The organism is Streptomyces sp. NPDC051909, from assembly GCF_040681095.1.
In the GTDB taxonomy this organism is placed as follows: Bacteria; Actinomycetota; Actinomycetes; order Streptomycetales; family Streptomycetaceae; genus Streptomyces.
On the sequence record NZ_JBFAYA010000010.1, the window covers coordinates 118,022 to 141,189 of the forward strand.

Below are 23,168 nucleotides of genomic sequence, written 5' to 3' on the forward strand. Positions count from 1 at the left end.
CGCACCGGGCTGGTCGTACGGGCGGGGGTGTGGGCCACGGGGCCCGCACCCCCCGTCTGTTTGTTCGGGCGAAGGCCACAGGGAGCCGAGTCGTCCGGATAGGGTGGACGGATGACGCGAGTTGAGCAGCCAGACACCGACGCCGCACTCGTCGCCGATTCCCGGGAGCGTGCCGTACGGGCCCTCCTGCGCCACCAGCCCCTGCGGAGGCTCTGGAGCGCGCAGCTCGTCGGCGGCACGGGCGACGCGCTCGCCCTCCTCGTCCTGGTCCTGCTCGGCCTCCAGGCGTCCCTCGTCGGCGGCGCCCTCGGTGGCGGCGCCCGGGGCGCGGCCCTCGCCGTCGCCGCCGTCGTCGGCGCGCGGCTGCTCGCCGCCGTCGTCTTCGGCGCCGCCCTGCTCGGCCCGCTCACCGCGCTGACCGCGCCGAGCGGCCCGCTCGACCGGCGCTGGACCATGATCGGCGCCGACGGGGTGCGGATCGCGCTGCTGATCGTCGCCCCGCTGTGGATCGACTGGACCCCGGACAACGCGCTGTGGTTCCTGCTCGGCACCGTCTTCGTGGCCGGCGCCGCCGAGCGCCTGTGGACCATCGCCAGGGAGGGCGCGGCGCCCGCGCTGCTGCCCGCCCCGCCGATCGAGGGCGCCGCCGTCCGGCCGCTGCCCGACCACCTCGGCGCGCTGCGCACGCTCAGCCTGCGCACCGGCTTCCTGGCCGTGCCCGCCGGCGCCGCCGTACTGCTGCTCGCCACCCTGGTCGGCAACCTGCTCGGCAGCGGCATCGAGTGGTTCTCGCAGCACCAGGCCGCGCTCGGCTCGTACGTCGCCGCCGGCCTGTTCACCGCGTCCGTGAACGTCCTCGCCTTCCTCCAGCTGCCCGGCGGCCAGACCCCGCGGCCCCGTTCGCCGCTCGAGGGCCTGCGCCGGCCGACCTCCGGTGAGCCCGGTGCCGAGAAGCGTCCCGAGAAGGGCCGCACCGGCGCGCTCGGGCTGCTCGTCCTCGCCTGCGCCACCGTCGCCGCCGCCATCGCCGCCGCGGCCGCCGTCTCCGTACTGCAGGCCTTCGACCTGGGCGGCGGGCCGGTCACGTTCGCGCTGCTGATCCTCGCGCTCAGCGGCGGCACCGCCGTCGGCATCCGCACCGCCGGATCCGTCCTCACCGTGCTGTCCCGGCGCCGGCTGCTCGCCCTGGCGATCGCCGTCACCGGCATCGCGCTGCTCGCCATGGGGCTGGTGCCCGACACCGCGACCGTGCTCGCGCTCGCCGCCCTGGCCGGTTACGCCGCCGGGGTCGCCGCCGGCACCGGGCACGGCCTCGTCGACCAGGAGACCGAGGAGGCCCGCCGGCCCCGGGTCACCGAGCACCTCCAGGCCGTCGCCCGCGTCGGCATGGGCATCGGCGCGCTCGGCGCCCCGCTGCTCGCCGCCGCGATCGGCCCGCACCGGCTCGCCTCCGGCAGCTTCGTCTTCGCCCACGGCGGCGCCGCCTTCACCCTGATGCTGGTCGGCGCGCTGCTGCTGCCGGTCGCCGCACTCGTCCTCGCCAAGACCGACGACCGCTCCGGCGTCCCGCTCCGCCGCGACCTGCGCGACGCGCTGCGCGGCGCCGACCCGGTCCAGGCACCCTCGCCGACCGGCTTCTTCATCGCCCTGGAGGGCGGCGACGGCGCCGGCAAGTCCACCCAGGTCGAGGCGCTCGCCGAGTGGATCCGCGCCAAGGGCCACGAGGTCGTCGTCACCCGCGAGCCCGGCGCCACCCCGATCGGCAAGCGGCTCCGCATGATCCTGCTCGACGTCTCCAGCGCCGGGCTTTCCAACCGCGCCGAGGCGCTGCTGTACGCGGCCGACCGCGCCGAGCACGTCGACTCCCTGGTCCGGCCCGCCCTGGAGCGGGGCGCCGTGGTGATCTCCGACCGCTACATCGACTCGTCCGTCGCCTACCAGGGCGCCGGCCGCGACCTGTCCGCGACCGAGATCAGCCGCATCAACCGCTGGGCCACCGGCGGACTCGTGCCGCACCTCACCGTGCTCCTCGACGTCTCCCCGGAGACCGCCCGCGAGCGCTTCACCGAGGCCCCCGACCGGCTGGAGTCCGAGCCGCCCGAGTTCCACGCGCGCGTGCGGGCCGGTTTCCTCGCCCTCGCCGCCGGCGACCCCGGGCGCTACCTCGTCGTCGACGCGGGCCAGGAGCCGGCGGCCGTCACCACCGTCGTGCGCCACCGGCTCGACCGGATGCTGCCGCTGTCCGAGGCCGAGGTGAAGGCCCAGGAGGAGGCCCGCCGCAAGGCCGAGGAGGAGGCCCGGCGGAAGGCCGAGGAGGAGGCCGCGCGCAAGGCCGAGGAGGAGCGCCTGGAGCGCGAGCGCCAGGAGCAGCTCGCCAGGCTCCGCGCCGAGGAGGAGGCCCGCCGCAAGGCCGAGGAGGAAGAGGCCCGCCGCCTTGAGGCCGAGCGCCAGGCGGAGGAGGCCCGGCAGCGCGCCGAGGAGGCCCGGATCGCGGCCGAGGAGGAGCGCAAGCGGCGCGCGGCCGAGGAGAAGGCCCGCCGCGAGGAGGAGGAACGCCGCCGCAGGCAGGCCGAGGAGGAGGCCCGGCTGCGGGCCGAGGCCGAGGAGCGCCGCAAGGAGAAGCAGCGCAAGGCCGAGGAGGCCCTGATCCGTGCCGAGGAGGCCCGCCGCCTGGCGGAGGCCGCCACGGCGAAGGCCGCGGAGGAGGCGGCACGCAAGGCCGCCGAGGAGGCCGCCCGGAAGGCCGCTGCGGAGGAGGCCGAGGCCGCGCGGGTCGCCGCGGAGGCGCAGCGCAAGGCGGCGGAGGCGAAGGCCGCCGCCGAGCGGTCGGCGCGGGCCCTGGAGGAGTCGGCGAACGAGGTCACGGTGGAGACGCCGGTCGTGAAGCCGGACGTGAAGCCGGTCGTGACGCCGGTCGTGAAGCCGGCCGTCGTGTCGGAGGACGCCCCCACGGTGTCGCCGAACGAGGTCACCGTGCCCACCCCGATCGTGCGGCTCGACGAGGAGACCACGGTCATCCCCCGGATCCGGGAGACCCGGCCGGCCCGCGAGCCCCGGCAGGCTCCGGCGGTGGACGAGACCGCCGTGCTGCCGACCGTGCGGGACGACGAGCCGGCCGACCGAGTCCCGCAGGGCTTCTTCCGCGACGAGCGCGAAGAGCGCCGCGAGCGCCGCGAGCGCGACGGGGCCCGAGACGCGGCCGAGGGCTCGAACGACCGGACCCGCGAGCTGCCGCAGCTCGACGAGCAGGGCCGGCCGCGCCGCCGCTCCGACTGGGCGGAGGAGACCCCGCTCGACGACCTGCCGACGCTCGCCGACGAGCTGCTCGGCGGCTTCGAGGACGACGACGAGGAGCGTCGCCGGCGTCGCGGCTGAGACCCGCTGTCACAGCGGTGCCCCACAATGGAACGCGTACGTGGGAACGCGTATGTGCAGCGCGTACCTGAGGAGGGGCATCGGGCATGGCCGTATGGGACGACCTCGTGGGGCAGCCGCGGGTCGAGGAGCAGCTGGCCGCCGCCGCGCGTGACGCCGACGCGCTCGTGACCGCGCACGCCGCCGGCGAGCCCGCTCCCGACGCGTCGAAGATGACCCACGCCTGGCTGTTCACCGGGCCCCCCGGGGCCGGCCGGGACACGGCGGCCCGGGCGTTCGCGGCGGCGCTGCAGTGCGTCAGCCCGGACCGGGCCCTCGGAGGGGCGCCCGGCTGCGGCTTCTGCGACGGCTGCCACACGGCGCTCGTCGGCACGCACGCGGACGTGGAGGTGGTCCGCACCGACCTGCTCTCCATCGGCGTGAAGGACACCCGTGAGCTGGTCCGGCGGGCCCAGCTGTCCCCGGCCGGCGGGCGCTGGCAGGTCATCGTCCTGGAGGACGCCGACCGGCTCACCGAGGGCGCGGCCAACGTGCTCCTGAAGGCCGTGGAGGAGCCCGCGCCGCGCACCGTGTGGCTGCTGTGCGCACCGTCCCTGGAGGACGTGCTGCCGACCATCCGCTCCCGTTGCCGGCACCTGTCGCTGACGACTCCCTCGGTGGACGCCGTCGCCGACCTGCTGATCCGCCGTGACGGCATCGAGCCGGAGCGGGCGCACGCGGCGGCCCGGGCCACCCAGGGGCACATCGACCGTGCCCGGCGGCTCGCCACCGACGAGCGGGCGCGGGCCCGCCGTGCCGTGGTCCTGAAGCTGCCGATGCGGGTCGGCGACGTCGGCGGCGGCCTGCGGGCCGCCCAGGAGCTGATCGACGCGGCGGCCGAGGACGCCAAGCAGGTCGCCGAGGAGGTCGACGTCAAGGAGACCGAGGACCTCAAGGCCGCGCTCGGCGCCGCCCAGGGCGGCCGGATGCCGCGCGGCACGGCCGGGGCGATGAAGGAGCTGGAGGAGCGCCAGAAGCGCCGCCGCACCCGCACCCAGCGCGACAGCCTCGACCTCGCGCTCTCCGACCTGACCGGCTTCTACCGCGACGTGCTCGCCCTCCAGCTGCGCGCCACGACGGCCCTGGCCAACGAGGACGTACGGGACTCCCTGGAGCAGATCGCCCGCGACACGCCCCCCGAGCGCACCCTGCGCCGGATCGAGGCGGTCCTCGCCTGCCGCGAGGCGCTCGACCGGAACGTGGCGCCGCTGCTCGCGGTGGAGGCGATGACGATGGCGCTGCGGGACTGACCGTCCACAGAGATCGTCGTCGTCCACAGGGCCGGACGTTGTCCACAGGCCCACGGGTCCGATTGGACACGTTCCGTACCTGCCCCGATACGCTCCGGGAATGGATTCCAGGCGTCTGCTCCGCATCTCCGCCACGGCCCTCACGGCCGCCGGGCTCATCCTCTCCGGCTGCTCGTCGAGCGGCAGTGACGCGGCCGGGCCGCCGTCCTCCGCGTCCGCGTCCGCGTCCACGTCCGGGTCCGCGACCGTGTCCGGTGCCGGGCTGGGGGCGTACTACGGCCAGAAGGTGACCTGGCGGGACTGCGGCGTGCCGGGTTTCCAGTGCGGCACGGTGCGCGTCCCGCTGGACTACGCGAAGCCGGACGGCGAGCGGGTCGACCTGGCGATCTCGCGGGTGAAGGCGACCGGCCCCGGCAAGCGCCTCGGCTCGCTGCTGGTGAACCCGGGCGGACCGGGCGGCTCCGCCGTCGGCTATCTCCAGGGGTACGCGGGCATCGGCTACCCCGCCCCGGTCCGCGCGCGGTACGACATCGTGGGCGTCGACCCGCGCGGGGTGGCCCGCAGCGAGCCGGTGGAGTGCCTGACCGGGCCGCAGATGGACGCGTACACGCAGGTGGACGTCACCCCCGACAGCGCGGCCGAGCAGAACGCCCTCACCGGCTCGTACAAGGGCTTCGCGGCGGCCTGCGAGAAGCGCTCCGGCAAGGTCCTGCCGCATGTCTCCACCGTGGAGGCGGCGCGCGACATGGACATCGTGCGGGCGGTCCTGGGCGACGAGAAGCTGACGTACGTGGGCGCCTCGTACGGCACCTTCCTGGGCGCCACCTACGCGGAGCTGTTCCCCGACCGGACCGGGCGGCTGGTCCTGGACGGGGCGATGGACCCCTCGCTGACCTCCGAGCAGCTCAACCGGGAGCAGGCCGCCGGCTTCGAGACCGCGATCAACGCCTTCGCCGCCGACTGCGTGAAGCAGCCCGACTGCCCGCTCGGCACCGGGTCCGCCCCGGCGGCCCTCGACGCCCTGAAGCGCTTCTTCCGCGAGGTCGACGCCAAGCCGGTCCCGACGGGCGAGAGCCGGGAGCTCGGCGAGTCCCTCGCCACCACCGGGGTGATCGCCGCGATGTACGACGAGGCCGCCTGGCCTCAGCTGCGCGAGGCACTCACCCGGGCGATGGGCGGCGAGGGCTCGGAGCTCCTCGCGCTCGCCGACTCCTACTACGAGCGGGAGGCGGACGGCACGTACGCCAACCTGATGGACGCGAACGCCGCCGTGAACTGCCTCGACCTCCCGCCCGCCTTCCCCGGCGGCCCCGCGGACGTCGAGAAGGCGGTCCCGTCCTTCGAGCAGGCCTCCTCGGTCTTCGGCCGCAACCTCGCCTGGGCCGCCCTGAACTGCACCTACTGGCCCACCCCGGCCACCGGCCGCCCCCACCGCATCACCGCCGAGGGCGCCGCCCCGATCGTCGTCGTCGGCACCACCCGCGACCCCGCCACCCCCTACAAGTGGGCCCGGTCCCTCGCCGCCCAGCTCTCCTCCGGCATCCTCCTCACCTACGAGGGCGACGGCCACACCGCCTACGGCCGCGGCAGCGACTGCATCGACACCGCGATCAACGCCTACCTCCTCGAAGGCACCCCTCCCCAGGACGGAAAGCGCTGCTCATAGCCCCCGCCCCCGCCTCTCCGGCCCGTGGTCGGAGCACCCCCGGAAACTGTGTAGACTTGGCGACGCCGCTGCACCCACCATGGGACCGCACGGCATGCCGCCTTAGCTCAGTTGGCCAGAGCAACGCACTCGTAATGCGTAGGTCTCGGGTTCGAATCCCGAAGGCGGCTCCAGAAGAGTCCTGGTCAGTTAGCCCCTGACCAGGGCTTTTTCTTATGCCCGGGTCAGTCGGGGGCGGAACTCGATGATCTTCGCACCCTCGTGCGTGCCCATTGCGTGCCCATCCGTGTCAGTGTCTGACGTCCCGGACAGGGACAGGGTGGCGATCATCTGCGCGATCTCTTGGGGCGTGTGGTTATCCGCCATGGCAGCTTCGACGATCTGCGCGAGCTTGTGCTCGATGCTCAACCGCGCGACCTGCTCGATACGCGGGTCGACCGGTTCCTCGGCAGGGCGGCGGGCCGCGCCACGGGGCACGATGGCGGCCGTCGCCTCGGCGGCCTCTCGTGCAGCCTTGGGCATGACCGACTGATAGATGTCCCGAGTGATCCGGCTGTCGCTGTGGCCGAGGGTCTCGGACACGATCTTGACGTCGACGCCGGCGGCCAGCATGAGCGAGGCGGCGACGTGTCGCAGATCATGCAGACGGATCGGGGGCAGGGTGGACAGCTCGACGAAACGCTCGAACAGGTCCGTAAGCGTCCCGGGGTGAATCCACTCCCCGTTTTCCTGCGTGAACATCCGGCCGGTGTCCTGCCACGCCGCGCCCCATTCGAGACGCTCCGCCGCCTGTGCGGCCCGGTGCAGCTTGAGCACCTCGACGGTGTACTCGTCGAGCGAGATGATCCGCTCGCCGCTGTCCGTCTTGGGGGCCGACTCGACGACGTCCCAACCGTCCTGTACGAGCTGCGTCGCGATGGTGAGTTCGCCCGTTGCTTCGTTGAAGTCGGACCAACGCAACCCGCACGCCTCGCCGCGCCGCAGACCCCGGAACGTGATCAGGTGGAACAGCGGCAGCAGCCGGTGCCGGAAGTCGGCGAGGAAGTCGAGGAACGCCCCCGCCTGTTCCGGCGTCCAGACCATGACCGGGCTCGGCTTCTGCCCGGTGCGCAGCCATTCGGCGACTCGCTCATCGGTCCACACCATCGCTTTCGGGCGCTTCGCGGCGGCGAGCTCGACGTGCTGCGCTGCGTTGAACGTGATCGAGCCCCGGGCTATCGCCGTGTTGAGTGCGGCCCGCAGCGTGGCCCTGATGTGCTGCTGCGTCGAGGGCCCGGTTACACGCCGGAACGGCGGCATCGCGTCGATGGCCTCTTTCATGGCCTTCCGACGGGCGCGGTTCTCCCCGCCCTTCCACGGGATCTTCTTGAGCTCGGCCATCGCCGCGCGGCGGGCGGCGTTCGCCTCGATGATCTCGACGTTCGTCTCGGCGATGCCCTCGAACATGGCGTCGAGGTGCGGCACGGTGAGCCGGTCAACCCGGATGGTCCCGATCCGAGGGTTCAAGTGACACCGGATGTCGACCTCATACCGCGCGAGACCGCTCGCCCGCAGCGCCTTCTTACCGGCGAGCCAGAGCGCGAGCCACTCGGCGACGGTCATGTGCTGTGTGAGCGACTGTCCCGTAGCGAACTTGCGCTTCACCTCCTCGTAGTCGGGGATCGTCTCGCCGCTCGCCGAGACTCCCGCGAGCAGGTCGCCGAGGCGGGCGCGGCCCTCCGTGTCGTCGTTGTCGGCGATGTTCAGCAGCGCGCGTACCTTGTCGAGGTCGGTCTGCGCGTCGGTCTGCGTGTCGTACCCGGCGCGGCGGAACAGGCGACGGTCGCCGTCCAGGGTCGGCGGCAGTTCCTGCCGGATGGCCCATACGCCGTGCTTGCGCTGCTTGCGCTTCGGGCAGTCCGTGCCCAGCGGCTTTCCGTCCTTGCCGCGGCAGTAGCAGCGCCGTGTCGTGGTGCCTTTCGCGGTCACTCAATTCCCTTCGGGTTGATCTGGTCGGGGTGGTCGAGCAGTTCGAGCCGCTTCAAGTCCTCGACCAACTCGGGTGAGAGCTCGGGGAGGGTGAGGCTCGCGCGGGTCATGTCGTTGACGATCTGCGCGAGTTCGTCGAGGCGGTCGACGTACTCGGTCTGTGCGCTCGGGTCGAGCGAGGCTCGCAAGCGGGCCTTGTGGGCCGTTTCGCGGCGTCGGGCGAGTTCGGGGTACAGCGAGACCGGATAGGCCGCTGTGGCCCATGCAGCGGCCCACGTCTGGCCGGTCCCGGCGATCTGCCGGGAGTCGGGGACGTACCGCCCGTCAATCGGGCCGTCGAGCGTCGGCGTCGCCTCGCCGGTCATCCACTGCCACACCGTGTACGGGTCGCGTGAGTCGGCGGCCGGAACGGTGGGCACCGTGGCCTCGCTCCCGAGGGGGAGCAGCAGGAGCAGCGGGGGTGTGGCGAGGGCGAGGGCGAGCACGAACCAGTCGTCGACGTCCAGACGACGGCGCTGTTTGCCCTCGCCGCTGGATCGGCCGGTCTCGATGCTGACGATCACGGCGTACGTGATGTCGGGGCGCCCCAAGCGGGCGCATTGCTCGGCGAGTTGGTGCCTGTTCATGCCGAGGCGCGCGCGGTGCCGGCGGATCTGTGCGGCGATCACGTCGCCGAACGTCTCGTGACTGTGCATAACGCAAAGCTAGCTTTGTCTGTTGCAAAGCGCCACTCTTGATCGTACGTTGCTGATCTAGGCACTACTCGGCATCAACGGGCCGGCGTGCACTCCGATGTCACAGGGGGCAAGAGATGAGCACCGCAGAACAGGGGATGACACACGACGAGCTGATGACGCTTCCGGTCGCCGTCCCGCTGGAAACCGCGAACCGTGCGCTGCACCTTGGCCGGACGACCGGCTACCACCTCGCCCGGACGGGCCGGTACCCCGTGCGAGTTCTGCGCCACGGGAGGGCGTACAAGGTGTCGCGTTACGACCTGCACCGGCACCTCGGGGTCGAGGTGCCGGTCGAGGTGCAGCCTGAACCCGAGAACTAGATGCGGCAACGGCGAGGCCCCGCCCGGAGCGTTCCGGGCGGGGCCTGCTGCTGTTCAGAGTCCCCGGCGTCTGACGTGCTCGTCCGGGACCGGTGCGGGGATGCAGTGTGGGGCGCAGTCCGGGCAAGCGGACACCGTCAAGGGGCCGCCGCTCGGGCGCCCGACGGACCAGACCGGCATGGGGGCGTCTGTCTCTCGGTGGCAGCGACAGCAGATCGCGATCACGGCGTGACCTCGGCGGCGAGCAGCGCGCCCGGGTAGCTGTACGCGTAGTCCATCCCTGCCTGTGCGAACGCTGCCGCGCGGCGTCGTTCGCGCCGCCACTCCTCCTCGCTGGTCGGCGGGGGGAATCCGGCGACGTAGGGCCGAACGGCGGGCAGGTCGTCCTCGAACGGCAGGCTGCGCTCTGTGACGTGCTGGGGCAGCGGCGTTTCCCATGGCGTGAGCCAGATGGAGGGGGAGAGTTCGGCGCGCACCCGGGGCGGGGGGACGTATGCGGCGGAGTGGCGGCCGGGAGTCTTCGCGCTCGGGTCGAGCAGCAGCAGTAAGGCGGCACCTCCCAGCAGCAACAGCAGGACGGGCAGGAGGGCGATAAGGTCGCGCATGTCGTCAGCTCCTCGATAGCTGGTGACGAGCCCCGGTGGCCGGTGACGCGGCTGCTGGGGCTTCTTCGTGGCGTCGACGGTAGCCAACTTGTCTACCCTCGTCTACCTACGTCTGCCCACGTATGGCAACGTGGCTCAACATGGCCTGTTGTCTACTCTTCACTGCATGAGCGAGCGCGAGGTCGATCACGAGTCCGAGACCCCGGTCTACGTGCAGATTGCTGCCTACGTGATTACGGACATCGAGAAGGGCGAGATCCCCGTCGGTCGACGCATCCCGTCCGAGTCGGCTCTCGTGCAGCGTTACGGCGTCGCCCGTGAAACCGCGCGAGCGGCTGTTCGGCACCTGAGAGAACGGGGCTACGTCCGAACGGTGCCCCAGCGCGGTAGCTTCGTCATCGATCGCACGGCAGCCGGCGCGGAAGACTGACCGCCCGCCCGCACTGCCCGGTGCGGGCACGTACGGGCGGGCGGTTTCTCACTTCGGCAGGGTCCAGCTCGGCCCGTCGGGGGAGCCGAGCCACACCCGCTGATCATCCGGGGTCACGCTGACGCCGAACCCGGTCGGTGGCGGGGAGTCGGCGGCGTGCCACAGGCTGATGGCCTCTTCGAGGTCATCCCACAGGGCGGACGGCCCGCCCTGCCGCACGGTCCATGTGTCGTCGCCCTGCTGGGTGAGGACGGCGAACGAATCGTTCTCGGCGTCCAGGACGTATGTGCTCTCGATGCCGCTGTCGTCCCGCATGGTGAAGTGCCGTGCGTTCGGCATGACGACCTGTGCCACGAATCCGCTGTCGGGCATGGACAGCGCCTCGCGGCCGAGGGTGGTCTCGCGAGTCTTTCCGTCGTCGGGGGCGGGGATCATCCCCATGTTCGCGGGGGCCGCCTGCTGCCGCGCGATCATGAAGCTCGGGTCAGCGGCGATGAAGGGACCTTCTGCCCGTCCGTCCCCGTCCACCGTGAGCCGGACGAGTCCGAGCGAGCGCATCCACCCCCGAAGGGTGGTCACGATCAGACCGCCGGGGCGGGTCTGTTTCACCCACGCTGCCGGCACGCTGCGGACGCCGTAGGTCGCGATCGTCCGGTCGTACGGTGAGGGGCCGGCGTAGCCGTGTCGGCCGTCCTCGGTCAGGAGCCGGGGGTAGTACCCACAGCTCGCGAGCGCGATCCGGGCCCTGTCGGCGACGTCGCGATCGGTCTCGATCGACGTGACGTTCTTGTCGCCGAGGCGGTGGCAAAGGAGAGCCGTCGAGTAACCCGTACCGGTGCCCAGTTCGAGCACGGTCATGTCGTCGTGAACGTCGAGGTCTTCCAGCATCCGAACGACGAGTGACGGCAGCGTCGAGGATGACGTGGGGTTCGCGTTGCTGACCGGGTTCGGGTCGTTCCAGTCGAGAGGGCGCCCATCGAACTGCGTTACGAGCGTCTGGTCGCTGTAGGCGATGGTCAGCCACTCGGCGGCCCCGACGAGTTCGGAGCTGATCGGCGTCCAGGACGTCACCCCCGGGCCGAGGTTCTCCGTGTAGAACTGGCGCAGGAACTCGTGTCTCGGCACATCCTCGACGGCGGTCCTCCACTGAGGGGAACGCAGCGAGTCGCCGGCGGCGAGTTGGGCGGCGAGCTGCTGCCGCAGCTTGGCGGCAGTGATGTTGAGGTCATCGGGTGGCATGGGTTCCTCGCTCCAGGAGATCAGCCAGGGCCGCAGTCATGGGGAGGCCCGTGGGCGGTTCCATCCACGCCCATTGACCCGACGGGTTGCACTCGATGAAAGTCCACTCGTCACGGGTCAAGGCGAAGTCGAAAGCGCCGAAGACGAGCCCGAAGTGCCGAAGGTACGCGAAGATCGCGCGCTCTACGTCGGGCGGCGTCGGGATGACGCTGTAAGTGTGGGTGCTGTAGTCCGTGCGCCAGTCGAGCAGGTCGCAGTCGATGCGGACAGCGAAGATGCGTTCACCGACAACCGTCACCCGTACGTCGGCGTCCTTGTCGACGCGCGCCTGAAACAGGTGCATGGTGCCAGCGACCGCGTCGTCAATCTCCTCGGCAGCGACCTCGGCGATCCTCACGGTCTGAGAAACACCGTCGCGGAGGTAGAGGGGAACGGACAGCGGCTTGAAGATCACCGGCCCGTGTTCCTTGACGAAGTTCCGAGCTTCGTCGGGGCGGTTCGTGATCAGCGTCGGCGGCAGTTTGAACCCGCTCGCCGCAGCCGCGGCGAGGCCAGCCGGTTTGTACTCGGCGTCGCCGATGCGGTTCGGGTGGTTGACGTACAGGCAGTCGGGGAGGGACGCGAGCACGCCGCCGAGCCCGTATCGGGCCTGCGCGACGGCGAACCGTGCGTCTTGCTCGTCGAGGTGAGGGAACACGAACCCGGACGGTCGCCGGTAGTACAGCGACCGCACGTCGCCGAGCTCGGCGACGCGAGAGGGTGTCGCGACGCTTCCGCCCCACCGAGTCAGCTCGCCCCCGATGTGGGCTGAGCACGACAAGGTAGCGGGGAAGTCACCAGAGTCGAACCGCACGACCGGGACACCCCGGTCGTGCAGCTCGGCGATTACGAGATCTGCGGTCGGGTCCTCAAGGTTGGTGACGACGACGACCGGCCGATGCCCTTGGGTCACTGGTCGGTGTCGTTCCCGGTGTCCGTGTCACCGCTGCCCGCCGTGCCGTCCGGCGAGGTCCCGGTCGAGGGGTTGGTGCCGCTGCTGGTGCCGTGGCCGGGGGACATGACCAGGACGCCGGCGGCGTTGAGGTAGCGGCCGGTCTGGGACACCGGGTCGAGCTCGACGCGGACGTGCTCGTGAACCGTGGTCCCGGGGTACGCCGCCATGCGGCGCAGACCCCACGGGGCCGGGGTGAGGTGGCCCTGCGGCAACGGGGTGCCGGTCGGGAATCGGTCGGCGTAGTTGAACATCGCGGTCCTTCCGCTCAGGGATTGGGTCCTGTCTTGCGATGGAGCCCCGCCCCCACCGGGTGAGTGAACGAGCATCCGGCGGAGGCGGGAGTCTGGTGTCTCAGCAGTCCTTACGGCCGCTGGCGGGCGTACGTCGTTCCCCACATGACTTGGCCGCGGGCGAGGCTCGCGATCAGGTGGGCGTCGGTCTCTGCCGTGTCGGCGGTGAGCGAGAGGGGGGCCGTCACCAGGCACACACGGCACAGTCCGCCCCGCCCGACGAGCGCCAACCATTCCGGCGAGGCCGAGGGCAACGTGATGACGTACTGGTCGTGGCTGTAGTCCAGAGTGGCGCGCCCTCGGCGGATCACGATCCGCGCGCCGATGACGGGTGGCGCGTCATCCCCTGAACCGAGGTGCAGCGCCACGGCGAGGCGGCGCATACCGTCCTCGACCGTCTCGATCGTCTCGTTCGCTCGGCGGGGACCGGGATGTGTGATGAGCAAGCGGGCTAGGTCGAAGCCCTCAATGCTGCGAACGTCGGTCTGCGCCGCGACAGACGCGATGAAGCCGGGGCCCGGAGGAACGTCGAGGCCGACGGGCTCGGTCTGTTCCATGCCTCACTTCCCTATGGATCGGGACGGTTGTTTCTGAGCAGGTCTTGCACCGCCCCCGCGCCCGGGGGGAGCCGTCAAGTGGCGCGGGGACGGGGACTAGAAGGGGCTCCGCCACCGTCGGGGCATTCGGTGGCGCCCCGCCCTCGCCGGGGCATAGGAGCGCCGGCCGGCGGGGGCGGGAAGCAGGGATGGGCTGCAAGCGCGCAGGGGGTAGGCGCGCACGGAATACACGGCGTCGTAGTCAGTGACCGTGAGCGTGTAGACCTCGCCGGACGCGAGGGCGTGCAGCGCGTGCTCGTACTGCGCGTCGTCACGTGCCCACGCGAGCAGTTCATCATCGGGCCTCGGGCCGACGGGGTCGGCGGGGGCGAGGGGAGCCGAGCACAGGTAGGGCGCGGACGGGTCAGGAGCGAGCAGCCGCGCGAGGTGCTGAGCTTCGGTGCGCATCCATCGAGCGGCAAGCCGAGGTGAAGCGGCCCGGCGGTAAGCGATCGTGACGTCGTGACTGCCCGCAAGCCCTCGGGCGTTGACTTCACAGCCGAACACGGCGGTAGTCGTCAGCGGGCGCAGGATGGTCGGCGGGCGATGCATTGCGACGGCCGCGCTCATTCGCCGATCCCTCGCGCCTGCTCCCGACGCTCGATGACCTGGTCGAGTTGCAAGTGGTACATCTCGACTTCCGCCGGGGTGAGGATGAGCAGCGCCTCGGAGGTTCCCCCGTCGGCGTGGTGGACCGTCACCGGTAAGGCAGCCTGCTGCGCTCTGTGGTCGTAAACCACGTCGCGGCGCTGTGGGGTGACGTGGGTGACCGGCACCGCGACGGGGCGCAGGGTGGTTCCGTCGGAGCTCGCCCGCCAGTCACCCCCGCCGCCCGGCAAGCGCAGAAGGTACGACCTCGCGGTGTCGCTCGGTAAGGCGACCACTACCCCGATCTGCCCGTCTTTGGCGAGGTCGAGGGCGAGGTCGCCGAGTCGCGGATGAAACGGGTTGCCGGCGCCCAACTCGACGCCACTTACAGGGAGTTGCTTCGAGGACTGTTCGGCCATGCTCCGAAGCTAGGAGGGAGCTACGGCCCGAATATGAACCGGAGGAATATCACCCTCATCCGTCGAGGTGGAAGCGGTCTGACATGCGACGGAGCTTCTCGCGGGTGGCCGCTCGTTCGGCGTAGACGATGCTGCGCAGGGTTGACCGGGCGATGGGATGGTTCCGGACGAGCTGCGGGGCGATGCGCTCGGCGGTCTCCAGTTCCTGCAACGCCTTGTCGCGGTTGCCGTCCCACAACCACGCACGAGCGAGATCCATGTGGTGATGACCTTGACGGGAGTTGGGAAGCGCGGCGACCAAGTCCGGTGACGTGCGTCGGTTTATGGTCAGAGCCTTGCGCTGTTGTCCCATTTCGAGGGCGACGCTGATCGCATGAATCTGTACGTTGCCGGGTGAGAACGTGAGCGAGTGCCGGTCGTAGATCGGCGGTCCGACGTACGCGCTCAAGCGTTCGGCGGCAGTTCTCGCGTGACCGACCCGTTCCTCGGCTTCCGCCGTTCGATTGCCCCGTGCTGCGGAGACTGCGGCACGCAGTTGCAGCGAGCCCCAGGCGCGCATTGCGAGCGGCTCGCCCTGATCGAACCCCTGCTGAACGCTGGCGATTGCTCGATCTGAGAGGGCGATGGCGTCCGCCCAATCTGCGGTGGCCCACATGTCCCAAACGCGCATCCAGTCCGCGACCGCAGGCATGACGGAATCGCCGGAAAGCCGGGCCGACCACGCCGCCCGCTCGCAAGACATGGCGACCAACTCGGGATGACCAAGGGCGTGCGCGGCGGTGTGCGCGAACTTGCAGCACACGGCGTAGATCGCGAACGCTTCCTCGCGCTCGTGCCCGGTCGAGATCTCGGCGAGGGCACGGGCTTCACGGAACATGTCCGGCAAAACCTGCATGATCGCTACGTTCGCGGCAGCGTCACGCAGTCGGTGCAGTCGAGTCGTCTCCTGCCACAGTTGACGCGATGGCCGCGGGGTTCCTTCGAACACCGGGGCGAGATCGTAGCGGCGCAGCTCGCGCAGGATGGATGAAGCGGCCACCTGCCATTGGTTCTCGTCGGGCGAGCTGTTGTACGGGCGGCCGATCAGGTCATTCGGGTGTACGTGCAGCTCTGCGGCCACCTGATTGAGCAGGCCGACGCGGTCGAGCTCGATATGGCCCCGTTCCATCTTCGACACCCATCCCTGAGTCTTCCCCAGAGCGGTCGCGAGATCAGCCTGTGGCATCCCCAGACGCAGCCGGGCGCGCCGGACGCGGCGGCCGATCTCCTCGGCTTCCTCCAACATCAGCGCGCCCCCCATGCAGTGAGGCGCCGGCGGCGTCCAAGCGTTCGGCGAGGCATCCGTGCTCCATCCGTCGGGCTCATACCCACGAAGGTACCGAGCGGCCACGCTGAGTGTGGAGTGCTACCGGTCAGGAAGTGCGCGGAAACGACAAGGGCGCCCCCTGCACCGGACCTCGGCCGGTACAGGGGGCGGGATGTTCAGCGGGTGGCGGTCTGCCACAGGGTGAGGGCGAGGCCGATCACGGCGACCAAGGCGAGAATGCTCGGGAGCGGCCACCGGTTCCGTTCGAGGGCGTCGAGCCGGGCCTCATGGTCGGCGAGCTGCTTGTCGGTCTGGTCACTGCGCTGGACGAGCAGCGCGAGCGATCCGTCGACGCGCGCGAATCCGGCCTCTACGACGCCCCGCAGTCGCTCAAGTTCGAGCGCGACGTCGCTCGGGGTCGGGTCGGTCACGGGCGTCCGTCCCGATCACGATCGAGGGCGAGCAGCTCGTCGTCGCGGTTCGGCGCGGAGCGCAGCCACGACGGCAGCAGGGACTGCACGCCGGGAAGCGCCATCACCCGAGCCGTGCCGCCGGCGACGGCGAGTGCCGCGGCGACCCACGGAAGGGTGGCCGGGATGCCGGAAGCGTCGACGATCGCGGGCAGCAGGACGGCCAGGGCGAGCGCGGTCTGCACGACGGTGCGCAGCGTCCGGCGGGATGCGTCGGTCATGAGGGGTTCCTCTCTTGAAAATCCGGACGCCCCGCCCGCGAGGCGCGGGCAGGGCGGTGGTGTGGTGGTCAGACCTTGGGGACCTTGAGGGCGTCCCAGCTCTTGCGGCCGGGCCACCCGTCGGCGTCGGTGCCCCGGTATCCGAGGCGCTGCTGCCACCGGGCGTACGAGCGGCGGTCCGCCTCGGTCCACTGCGGTCCGGGGCCCTCGCGGTAGGCGGAGCAGCCGACGGCGACGAGTCGGCGACCCATGGCGGTGATGATCGGCGAGCGCGGCGACCTCTTGAAGAAGTCGGCCCCCGGGTACGGCTCGAACCGCTGTGTTGGGGTGCCGGAGCCGCCCCCGCCGCCGGGACGCGGGGCGCCGCGCTGCACCCATGCGTACAGCGGGCCGCCGGGGCAGGCGGTCGGGTGCCCGTCGCGGTGCCCCTTGATCTCGTCGCCGGCGTCGCCGTCGCGGCGCAGCCACTCGACGGCGTCGCGCAGTCCGGAGAGCTGCGCCTCGGTCGGCTCGGTCAGTCCCGAGCTGCCGAGCAGCGCACACACCGCGTAGTGCTGCACGTTCAGCGTCGCCGTGCCATTGGCGCCGGTCTTGCGGTGCGCGCCGCGGCCCTCGAACACTGCGCCGTGCGGGCAGACGAGCGCGTTGTACGCGATGTCGCTGTAGTCCTCTTCATCGTTGGCGAGGTGGCTCGCCTGTATCGCACGGACGCGCGGGGCGCACTGGTCGTGCGCGTCCGGGCGGCCGAGGGACTCGGGCACGTACGTGCCCTCATAGTGGATCTTCACGCCCCGGGTGCTGCCGATGTAGGTAAGCGCGTAGCGGGACGGGCGGGCGCCCCACTGGGCGCGGGTGACGAACTGCAAAGGGCCCTCCGGGCATAGAAAAAGCCCCGGCCGTCGGGCGCGGGGCGTCGGGAAGTGGGGGCGGGCGATCAGGCGAGCGCCGCCCAGAAACGGTTAGATCCGTTCTCCATCGAGGCGAGGGTGAGCGAGGCGGGGGCGGTCGCGCCGCCGGTCGCGTACGAGCCGAAACGACGGACGGCGGTCAGGCCGAAGACGTTTGGCGGCGAGCCGAACGAGCTCTCGGCGACGAGCATCATCGGGCCGTCGCCGGTCGAGGTGTTGTACTGGAATCGCCACGCGACGTAGTACAGACCGGCGGCAGCGGAGTAAGCGGCCGTGAGCGGGACCGAGACGGTCGCCCCACCGCTGTTGTGCACCTCGGCGGGCTCGGCCCCGGCGGTCGACAGGTCGGCGGTCTGCGCGACCCGTGCCCCCGACGCGTTGTAGAGCGCAGCCCACGATCCGGTGGTGAGACCGCCGGCGTACCCGCCGAAGTGCCACGCGATCTTGGTCACGGACGCTGCCGACCGCAGATAGACGGCCGTGACCCGGATCGGGCCCGACCCCGGATAGAGCGGGGCGGAGTGCCCGAGAGCGGGGTCGAACGCCCACGTCAGCAGACCGAGGTCGCTCGGCCGGAACTCACCCCCGCTCGCATCCACATAGGACTTCCGCGCGAGGTGGGTGTCGGCGGTCGGCGCGGCCGAGCTCGACGGCACGCTGCTGAATGTCTTGCTACCGGCGATCGTCTGCGTACCGGTGAGCAGGACGGAGGTTCCGGCGGCCTCGGCGCCGACGTCGGCGGCGGCCAGGGTGACCGCGCCGGTCTTGCCCGCGACCGAGGTCACGGGGATGCCGGACGGCTGAACGTACCGAGCGTCGGCCGCGGCCAGGTCGAGCGCGCCGACGTCCGAGGCGGCGAGCACGACCACGCCGGTCTTGCCGTTGACCGAGTCGACCGCGCCGCCGCCCGAGATCGGCGGGAGCTGAGCGGCGGGCACCTTCCCGTCGGGGCCGAGGGTGGCGACGCCTCCCGCCGCCCCGGCGGCGCTCGAGGCGATGGACCCGATGTCGGCGGCGTTCAGCACGACCGCCGCCGCGCTCTTGCCGTTGACCGACTGGACGACGCCGGGCGCTCCTGTGGCGCCGGTCGCCCCGGGGTCGCCCTTGTCTCCCTTCGGGCCCCGGATGTTCCCGATCGGACTTCCCCACCCCGAGGCGCTGCGCTGCCACATGTCGCCCGAGTCCGTCCTGATCAGCAGATCCCCGGGCTTGGTGCTCGTCGAGGGCGTCGTCGTGTTGTTGACGTAGATCGCCGCGCCCCGGACGTCGCCGCCGAGCTGCGCCCACGAGCCGGCGGTCTTCTGCCATGTCGAGACGGTCGTCGAGGTGACCCCGAGGAACACAGTCGTCTCGTAGCGCACGTACAGGTCGCCGTCGACGCCGAGGGCGGCGCCGGGCGCGGCGGTGCCGCTGTAGATCAGCGAGCCGGGCGCACCGGTCGGCCCGCGCTCGCCCTGTGGTCCCGGTACGCCGACGTAGTTCGGTTTCGCGGGGTCGGTCGGGGCGATGTCGGCGAGGTCGACCTCGGGCCGCGCCCGGGGCAACAGCACGTTGTACGAGCGGCCCACCGGGATTCCCGCGAGCTGCTCGGTCACGATGTACGCCCACCCGCTCGGGTCCATGTCGGGTGAGTCGGTGGCGGGCAGGGTGACCTCGAACTGACCTTGCGCGTCGAGCTGCATGGTCACCGGGCCGCCGAGGATCACGTCGGCCTGCGGGAAGGTGAGCTGTGCCGGTGCGCGGAAGACGATCGCCCCGGACAGCGGGACGCCGTTCGGGGCGAGGAAGCGACCGCGCACGGTCACAGTGGGAATGGACGGGGGCAGCAGTTCGGGCCCTCCTTAGTCGTCGATGGTGCGCAGCCCCGACGGGGCGCGCACCGGTGCGGGCCGCCGCTTGGCCTCGGCCGGTGCCTCGGTCGCTGCGGGGCCGGTGCCCTGCTGCGCGGTGGCCGTGGCCGTTGGGGTGCGGGTCGGCACGCGGGGGGCCTCGTCGGGCGTGTAGGTGTGGCGGTAGAGCGCCGAATAGAGCCGCGTCTCGACGTCGCGGTTCGGTTCCTTGTTGCGGTGCTCGACCGTCCACGTGACCCACTGCATGAACTCCACGTCATGCATGGGCTGCTGAATGAACTTGTTGGTCCACTGGCCGGGGGCACAGTCGTACTCGGCGACCGTGACGGCGGTTCCCCCCTCGGGCTGCATGGTGACCTTGACCTGCCCGCCGCCGGTGTTGGCGTAGGTGAACAGCTCGATCTCGGCGACCGCGTGCGTTGCCGGCCCCGAGCCCCACCACGCCGGTTGATAGGTGGTGAGCGCCGTGTTCTGTCGCTCGGTGGGGTGTAGCTGTATCGGCAGCATGGGGCGGCCGAGGAAACGATCACTGAAAGCGTCGTCCATCAGAATGGGCGTCGGCCGGTCCTTGTCGCGGCTCCAAATGCGGATCATCTGATCCTCTTCGAGGATGTCGTCGCCGACTGTGAGCGCCCGCGTTCCGGAGGCGCGACGGATGAACACGCCCCAGTCGCCTTGCGGGGTCTGGCCGACCTTGAACGTCGCGACGCCCTCGGGTGTCTGGGCGATGAGCTGTCCGCCCTCGCCGATGGTGATGTCTCCGTGCAGGATCTGGTCGAGTGCGGGGCGGATCTGTGCGCGGCCGGCGAGGGTGCGAACCTCCCGTTCGAGTGCGCGGATTCGGTCGAGCAGGTCGAGGGGGATCGCTGCCACTAGGCGGCCTCCAACTGAAGTTTGGCGGTCTCGGGTCGACCGCGAAGGGGCGGGGAGATCGCGAGCCCTACGACGCGGTACCGGCGGTCGAGTCCCTCGGCCCACCAGTCGTCACGGATACGTACGCGGACGGTGGCGCCGAGCAGGGCGGGCGAGAGGGGGGTGCGGTCGAGTGCGACCGTGATCTCGGGGATCGTCTGCGGGCGCAGGCTGGCGGCCAGGTCGGCGCGGGCGTGCGCGTCGAGGGTGGCCTGCTCGGTCACGGTGGAGTAGTCCGAGGTTCCGTCCAGGCGCGGCCATCCGGCGACGAGCTGCTCGTCGTCGACGAGCAGCTCGGACATGAGCGGCAGCGACTCTTTGGTCTGGTTCTTGTTGTCGGACGCGCCGCGGGACTGCCACACGTTGGCCTGCACGGTCGCGTCGACGGGCCACCCGTAGGACATGATCGGGCCCGGGTGGTCGAGGACGATCTCGCTCGACCCGGTGCGGATCACGGGGGCACCGAGCTGTAGCTGCTTGATCCGGCGTCCGCTGCTCGGGTCGCGGTAACTCGCGATCCTCCACTCGAACCCGTTCTCGACGGCGGCGAGTTGGTCGATCACTTCGCGGATGCGGGGGACGTCGTAGCGGCGAAAGGTGCGGTCGCGCTTCACGTGCGAGAGCTGCTCGGCGTCGTACTCGATGCCGATGTCGCCGCCGGGCAGGCTCGCCGAGTAGTCGATCAGTCCGCGCACGATGTCGTATTGGTCGACTTGGGTTGCCTCTTGGGTGTGGAGTACGGCGCGGTGGTCGAGGTACGACGCCCACCCGCCCGCCTGTACCTGGAGGCCGAGAAAGCCGCGGGTGTTGCTGGTGAGCGAGGCGGTCCACAGCACTCCGCCCCACCAGATTTCCGGGCCGCGCTCGACCCACATCGCCACGCGGCCCGGTTCGACGGCGGCGCGGGCGCGGGCGGCGACCGCGCGGTTCGGCAGTGGGATCGTGGCCGAGGCGCTGCCGATCTTGCCTATGTAGTCGTCGAGCGAGACGTCGGTGATGGGCAGGACATCGAGCACCTGATCGGTGCGCAGGTCGCACAGGATCACCCGGTACGCGGCGGCGATCACCTGATCACCCCCTTATGTGTCGAGCGGGTAGATCAGGCCCGACAGGGCGGCCCATGTGGTCAACGACGGGTTGCCGATGAACTTCAAGTGGCCGTTGGTCTGGCAGTCCACCTTGATCGGTACGCCGCCGGCGGCGATCGAGGCGGAGGTGTGCAGCGCGGGCCGGGCAGCGGCGGGAAGGGGTGCGGCGAGTGGCTGTCCGCTGTTGGGCGGGGTCGCGTTGCCGGTCCATGAGACGCCGCCGCGCCATTGCAGGTGCGGGACGCCGCCGAGCATGATCCGTCGGTATCGCAGCGTCCCTTGGCTGTTGCCGCCGTTGGTGTAGCCGGTGGCGAGGGCGGGCGCCGTCCAGCCGATCACGGGGTCGAGCGTCTGCCACGCCGAGCCGTCCCACCGGTCGAGCCCGGCCCCGTTGTCGCGGTACTGGCCCGGGTACGCGCCGGCGAACGACAGCCCCCAACCACGGGGGATGATCCCGCCGTACGCGGAGGTGTAGCGGCGGCGGTCGGCGAGGGCCGAGCCCCAAGTGATGCCGCCGGTTCCGGCGGAGGTTCCGGCCGGAACGGTGATCTCCCACAGCCGCAGTGCGGCCGGCGGGAGCGAGGGCGGGGTCGGCGTCGCGGTCTCGGTGCCTCGGATGATCTCGACGCGGGCGAGGGTCTGAGTGCCGGTGTCGTACAGCTCGTCGTGCACCCGCAGCACAACGGCGTCGATCCGTGTGTACTGCGCGTGCCCGTCGCCGACGGTGAGGGTCTCGGGTGCGGTCACGGCGACGGGGTAGGCGCCTTGTGCGTCGGTGCCCTGCACCAGGGCGCGGCCGACGCCGATCTGCACCTGCATGGCGCCGACGCCGGTCGCGTTCAGCGCGGTTCCGCCGGCGATCACGCCGTCGCGGGTCGTCATTGCGGCCTCGGGCGCCATGGTGCCGAGCGGCACAAGGCGGGTGTCCTCGCGGGTCTGCCCCGCAGGGAGCAGCCATCCGGCGCGCACGGTCAAGGCGGGGTCCTCCTTACCAGTAGGCGGAGCGCCATCGGAGTGAGGCCGAGGCGCGGGGATCGGTGGAGCCGGGGGCGGCACGGAAGACGAGCGAGGTCGCCCCCGGAGGGAGCGTGAATAGCTGCTCGGGCGCAGAGCGGGCGGTCGCGGTGTAGAGCCGCGATGCGGTGCCGTTGAGCGTGACCGTGCCCTCGCGGGTGTCGATGGCGAGCTCGTCGTCGGCGGCGAGGTCGATGTCGTACTCGATCACCTCGCCCGTGCGGAGGTTCGTCACGGAAGGAAGGGAGACAGGCCCGTGGAGTGTGATGGTCGGGTGAGCCGGGGCGTCGCCGTCGTTGACCGCGCGCAGCGCTCCCGTACTGCCCGGGGTGCCGAAGTCGATCGGGTAGAGCAGCCGTTCCGGCCCGGGGATCACCTGCCAATCGAGACCGGGCTCGGGTGCCGGCAGCGCGGTCTCGGTCTGCTGCTCGATCAGGCTGTATCGGCGCGGGTCGGATGCCTCCCACTGGAGTGCGGCCCCGGTCACGGTGCCGAGCCGGTAGCCGTTGCCGACGGGCACGGCCCGGCGCAGTACGCGGGCGAAGCTGAGCAGGGGGCCGCGTTCGTCGAGCCAGATCACGAGTGGCTGCTCGGCGTCGCCGAGGGCGGTCGCGGCGTTCAGCGCGCGGACCACGGCGCCGATGGTGCCGCGCGGGGCGCGCACAATCACGTCGTCAAGGGTGATCGTGCGCGCCTGCGCGAGCAGCCGGCCGGGGTAGCTGCCGTGTCCGTCGGAGCGGTTGACGCTGCCCGAGTCGAGGGCAGGCAGTTCCTCCCACCCGGACAGGGAGCGCCACCGGTACGGGGTGTCGGGGCCGAGCAGCAGCTCGTCGCCGAACTGGACGTGTCCGAGCTTGGTCACCTTGTCGCCGGGGGCCAATGG

At 71.3% G+C, this 23,168-nt stretch carries 23 protein-coding genes and 1 tRNA gene; 6 read left to right on the forward strand and 18 right to left on the reverse strand.

Going from position 1 to position 23,168, the window contains the following annotated elements:
- The first annotated feature begins 111 nt into the window (after window positions 1-111).
- The 4 genes from tmk to AB0M18_RS18060 all read left to right on the forward strand — a co-directional run bounded on the left by tmk (window position 112) and on the right by AB0M18_RS18060 (window position 6,503).
- Entirely contained in the window at window positions 112-3,375 is a 3,264-nt protein-coding gene (gene tmk / locus AB0M18_RS18045; protein WP_365758976.1) for a dTMP kinase, read from the forward strand.
- Window positions 3,376-3,461: 86 nt separating this feature from the next.
- Entirely contained in the window at window positions 3,462-4,664 is a 1,203-nt protein-coding gene (locus AB0M18_RS18050) for a DNA polymerase III subunit delta' (protein ID WP_365758979.1), read from the forward strand.
- Window positions 4,665-4,764: 100 nt separating this feature from the next.
- On the forward strand, window positions 4,765-6,330 hold the full coding sequence (locus AB0M18_RS18055) for an alpha/beta hydrolase (RefSeq protein ID WP_365758981.1): 1,566 nt from the start codon (window positions 4,765-4,767) through the stop codon (window positions 6,328-6,330).
- A 96-nt stretch (window positions 6,331-6,426) separates the two neighbouring features.
- Window positions 6,427-6,503 (forward strand) — tRNA-Thr (locus AB0M18_RS18060).
- A gap of 40 nt (window positions 6,504-6,543) precedes the next feature.
- Here the strand turns inward: AB0M18_RS18060 and AB0M18_RS18065 are convergent.
- Both AB0M18_RS18065 and AB0M18_RS18070 read right to left on the reverse strand, forming a co-directional pair.
- Window positions 6,544-8,298, reverse strand: a complete 1,755-nt coding sequence (locus tag AB0M18_RS18065; RefSeq protein ID WP_365758983.1) for a tyrosine-type recombinase/integrase — start codon at window positions 8,296-8,298, stop codon at window positions 6,544-6,546.
- Window positions 8,295-8,993, reverse strand: a complete 699-nt coding sequence (locus AB0M18_RS18070; RefSeq protein WP_365758985.1) for a hypothetical protein — start codon at window positions 8,991-8,993, stop codon at window positions 8,295-8,297. The genes AB0M18_RS18065 and AB0M18_RS18070 overlap by 4 nt, the downstream gene beginning before the upstream one ends.
- Before the next feature lie 116 nt (window positions 8,994-9,109).
- Between AB0M18_RS18070 and AB0M18_RS18075 the strand changes: the two genes are divergently transcribed.
- Complete coding sequence (locus AB0M18_RS18075; RefSeq protein WP_365758987.1) at window positions 9,110-9,355, forward strand: integrase; 246 nt, start codon at window positions 9,110-9,112, stop codon at window positions 9,353-9,355.
- Window positions 9,356-9,576: 221 nt separating this feature from the next.
- Here AB0M18_RS18075 and AB0M18_RS18080 read toward each other — a convergent pair whose 3' ends face one another.
- The gene (locus AB0M18_RS18080; protein ID WP_365758989.1) at window positions 9,577-9,960 is read right to left on the reverse strand and encodes a hypothetical protein; all 384 of its coding nucleotides are present in this window, start codon (window positions 9,958-9,960) and stop codon (window positions 9,577-9,579) included.
- A gap of 166 nt (window positions 9,961-10,126) precedes the next feature.
- On the opposite strand from AB0M18_RS18080, the gene AB0M18_RS18085 reads away from it, so the two are divergent.
- Complete coding sequence (locus AB0M18_RS18085) at window positions 10,127-10,390, forward strand: winged helix-turn-helix domain-containing protein (RefSeq protein WP_365758991.1); 264 nt, start codon at window positions 10,127-10,129, stop codon at window positions 10,388-10,390.
- Between the two features lie 48 nt (window positions 10,391-10,438).
- Here the strand turns inward: AB0M18_RS18085 and tgmC are convergent, their stop codons facing one another.
- The 15 genes from tgmC to AB0M18_RS18160 all read right to left on the reverse strand — a co-directional run bounded on the left by tgmC (window position 10,439) and on the right by AB0M18_RS18160 (window position 23,165).
- Complete coding sequence (gene tgmC, locus AB0M18_RS18090) at window positions 10,439-11,629, reverse strand: ATP-grasp peptide maturase system methyltransferase (RefSeq protein WP_365758993.1); 1,191 nt, start codon at window positions 11,627-11,629, stop codon at window positions 10,439-10,441.
- Window positions 11,616-12,581 carry an ATP-grasp ribosomal peptide maturase gene (gene tgmB, locus AB0M18_RS18095; protein ID WP_365758995.1) on the reverse strand — a complete coding sequence of 322 codons (966 nt, stop codon included), beginning with the start codon at window positions 12,579-12,581 and terminating at the stop codon, window positions 11,616-11,618. Before tgmB ends, tgmC begins: the two co-directional genes overlap by 14 nt.
- On the reverse strand, window positions 12,578-12,874 hold the full coding sequence (gene tgmA, locus AB0M18_RS18100) for a putative ATP-grasp-modified RiPP (protein WP_365758997.1): 297 nt from the start codon (window positions 12,872-12,874) through the stop codon (window positions 12,578-12,580). Before tgmA ends, tgmB begins: the two co-directional genes overlap by 4 nt.
- Window positions 12,875-12,984: 110 nt before the next feature.
- Window positions 12,985-13,470 (reverse strand): hypothetical protein, encoded by a 486-nt coding sequence (locus AB0M18_RS18105; protein ID WP_365758999.1) that lies wholly within the window; start codon window positions 13,468-13,470, stop codon window positions 12,985-12,987.
- 96 nt (window positions 13,471-13,566) lie between these two features.
- Window positions 13,567-13,917, reverse strand: coding sequence for a hypothetical protein (locus AB0M18_RS18110; protein WP_365759000.1), 351 nt, complete (start codon window positions 13,915-13,917; stop codon window positions 13,567-13,569).
- Window positions 13,918-14,075: 158 nt separating this feature from the next.
- A complete protein-coding gene (locus tag AB0M18_RS18115) occupies window positions 14,076-14,516 on the reverse strand; it encodes a hypothetical protein (protein ID WP_365759002.1) in 441 nt (146 codons plus the stop codon).
- A gap of 55 nt (window positions 14,517-14,571) precedes the next feature.
- Window positions 14,572-15,801, reverse strand: a complete 1,230-nt coding sequence (locus tag AB0M18_RS18120; RefSeq protein ID WP_365759004.1) for a helix-turn-helix transcriptional regulator — start codon at window positions 15,799-15,801, stop codon at window positions 14,572-14,574.
- Window positions 15,802-15,998: 197 nt separating this feature from the next.
- Window positions 15,999-16,253 carry a hypothetical protein gene (locus AB0M18_RS18125; protein WP_365759006.1) on the reverse strand — a complete coding sequence of 85 codons (255 nt, stop codon included), beginning with the start codon at window positions 16,251-16,253 and terminating at the stop codon, window positions 15,999-16,001.
- Entirely contained in the window at window positions 16,250-16,513 is a 264-nt protein-coding gene (locus AB0M18_RS18130) for a hypothetical protein (protein ID WP_365759008.1), read from the reverse strand. Before AB0M18_RS18130 ends, AB0M18_RS18125 begins: the two co-directional genes overlap by 4 nt.
- A gap of 68 nt (window positions 16,514-16,581) precedes the next feature.
- Window positions 16,582-17,379: a peptidoglycan-binding protein gene (locus tag AB0M18_RS18135; protein WP_365759010.1), complete on the reverse strand. Its 798-nt coding sequence runs from the start codon at window positions 17,377-17,379 to the stop codon at window positions 16,582-16,584.
- A gap of 68 nt (window positions 17,380-17,447) precedes the next feature.
- Entirely contained in the window at window positions 17,448-19,226 is a 1,779-nt protein-coding gene (locus AB0M18_RS18140) for a hypothetical protein (RefSeq protein ID WP_365759012.1), read from the reverse strand.
- A 36-nt stretch (window positions 19,227-19,262) separates the two neighbouring features.
- On the reverse strand, window positions 19,263-20,144 hold the full coding sequence (locus AB0M18_RS18145; protein ID WP_365759015.1) for a hypothetical protein: 882 nt from the start codon (window positions 20,142-20,144) through the stop codon (window positions 19,263-19,265).
- Window positions 20,144-21,250 carry a hypothetical protein gene (locus AB0M18_RS18150; RefSeq protein ID WP_365759017.1) on the reverse strand — a complete coding sequence of 369 codons (1,107 nt, stop codon included), beginning with the start codon at window positions 21,248-21,250 and terminating at the stop codon, window positions 20,144-20,146. Before AB0M18_RS18150 ends, AB0M18_RS18145 begins: the two co-directional genes overlap by 1 nt.
- Before the next feature lie 12 nt (window positions 21,251-21,262).
- Entirely contained in the window at window positions 21,263-22,246 is a 984-nt protein-coding gene (locus AB0M18_RS18155) for a hypothetical protein (protein WP_365759019.1), read from the reverse strand.
- A 13-nt stretch (window positions 22,247-22,259) separates the two neighbouring features.
- Complete coding sequence (locus AB0M18_RS18160) at window positions 22,260-23,165, reverse strand: hypothetical protein (protein WP_365759021.1); 906 nt, start codon at window positions 23,163-23,165, stop codon at window positions 22,260-22,262.
- Window positions 23,166-23,168 lie beyond the last annotated feature (3 nt).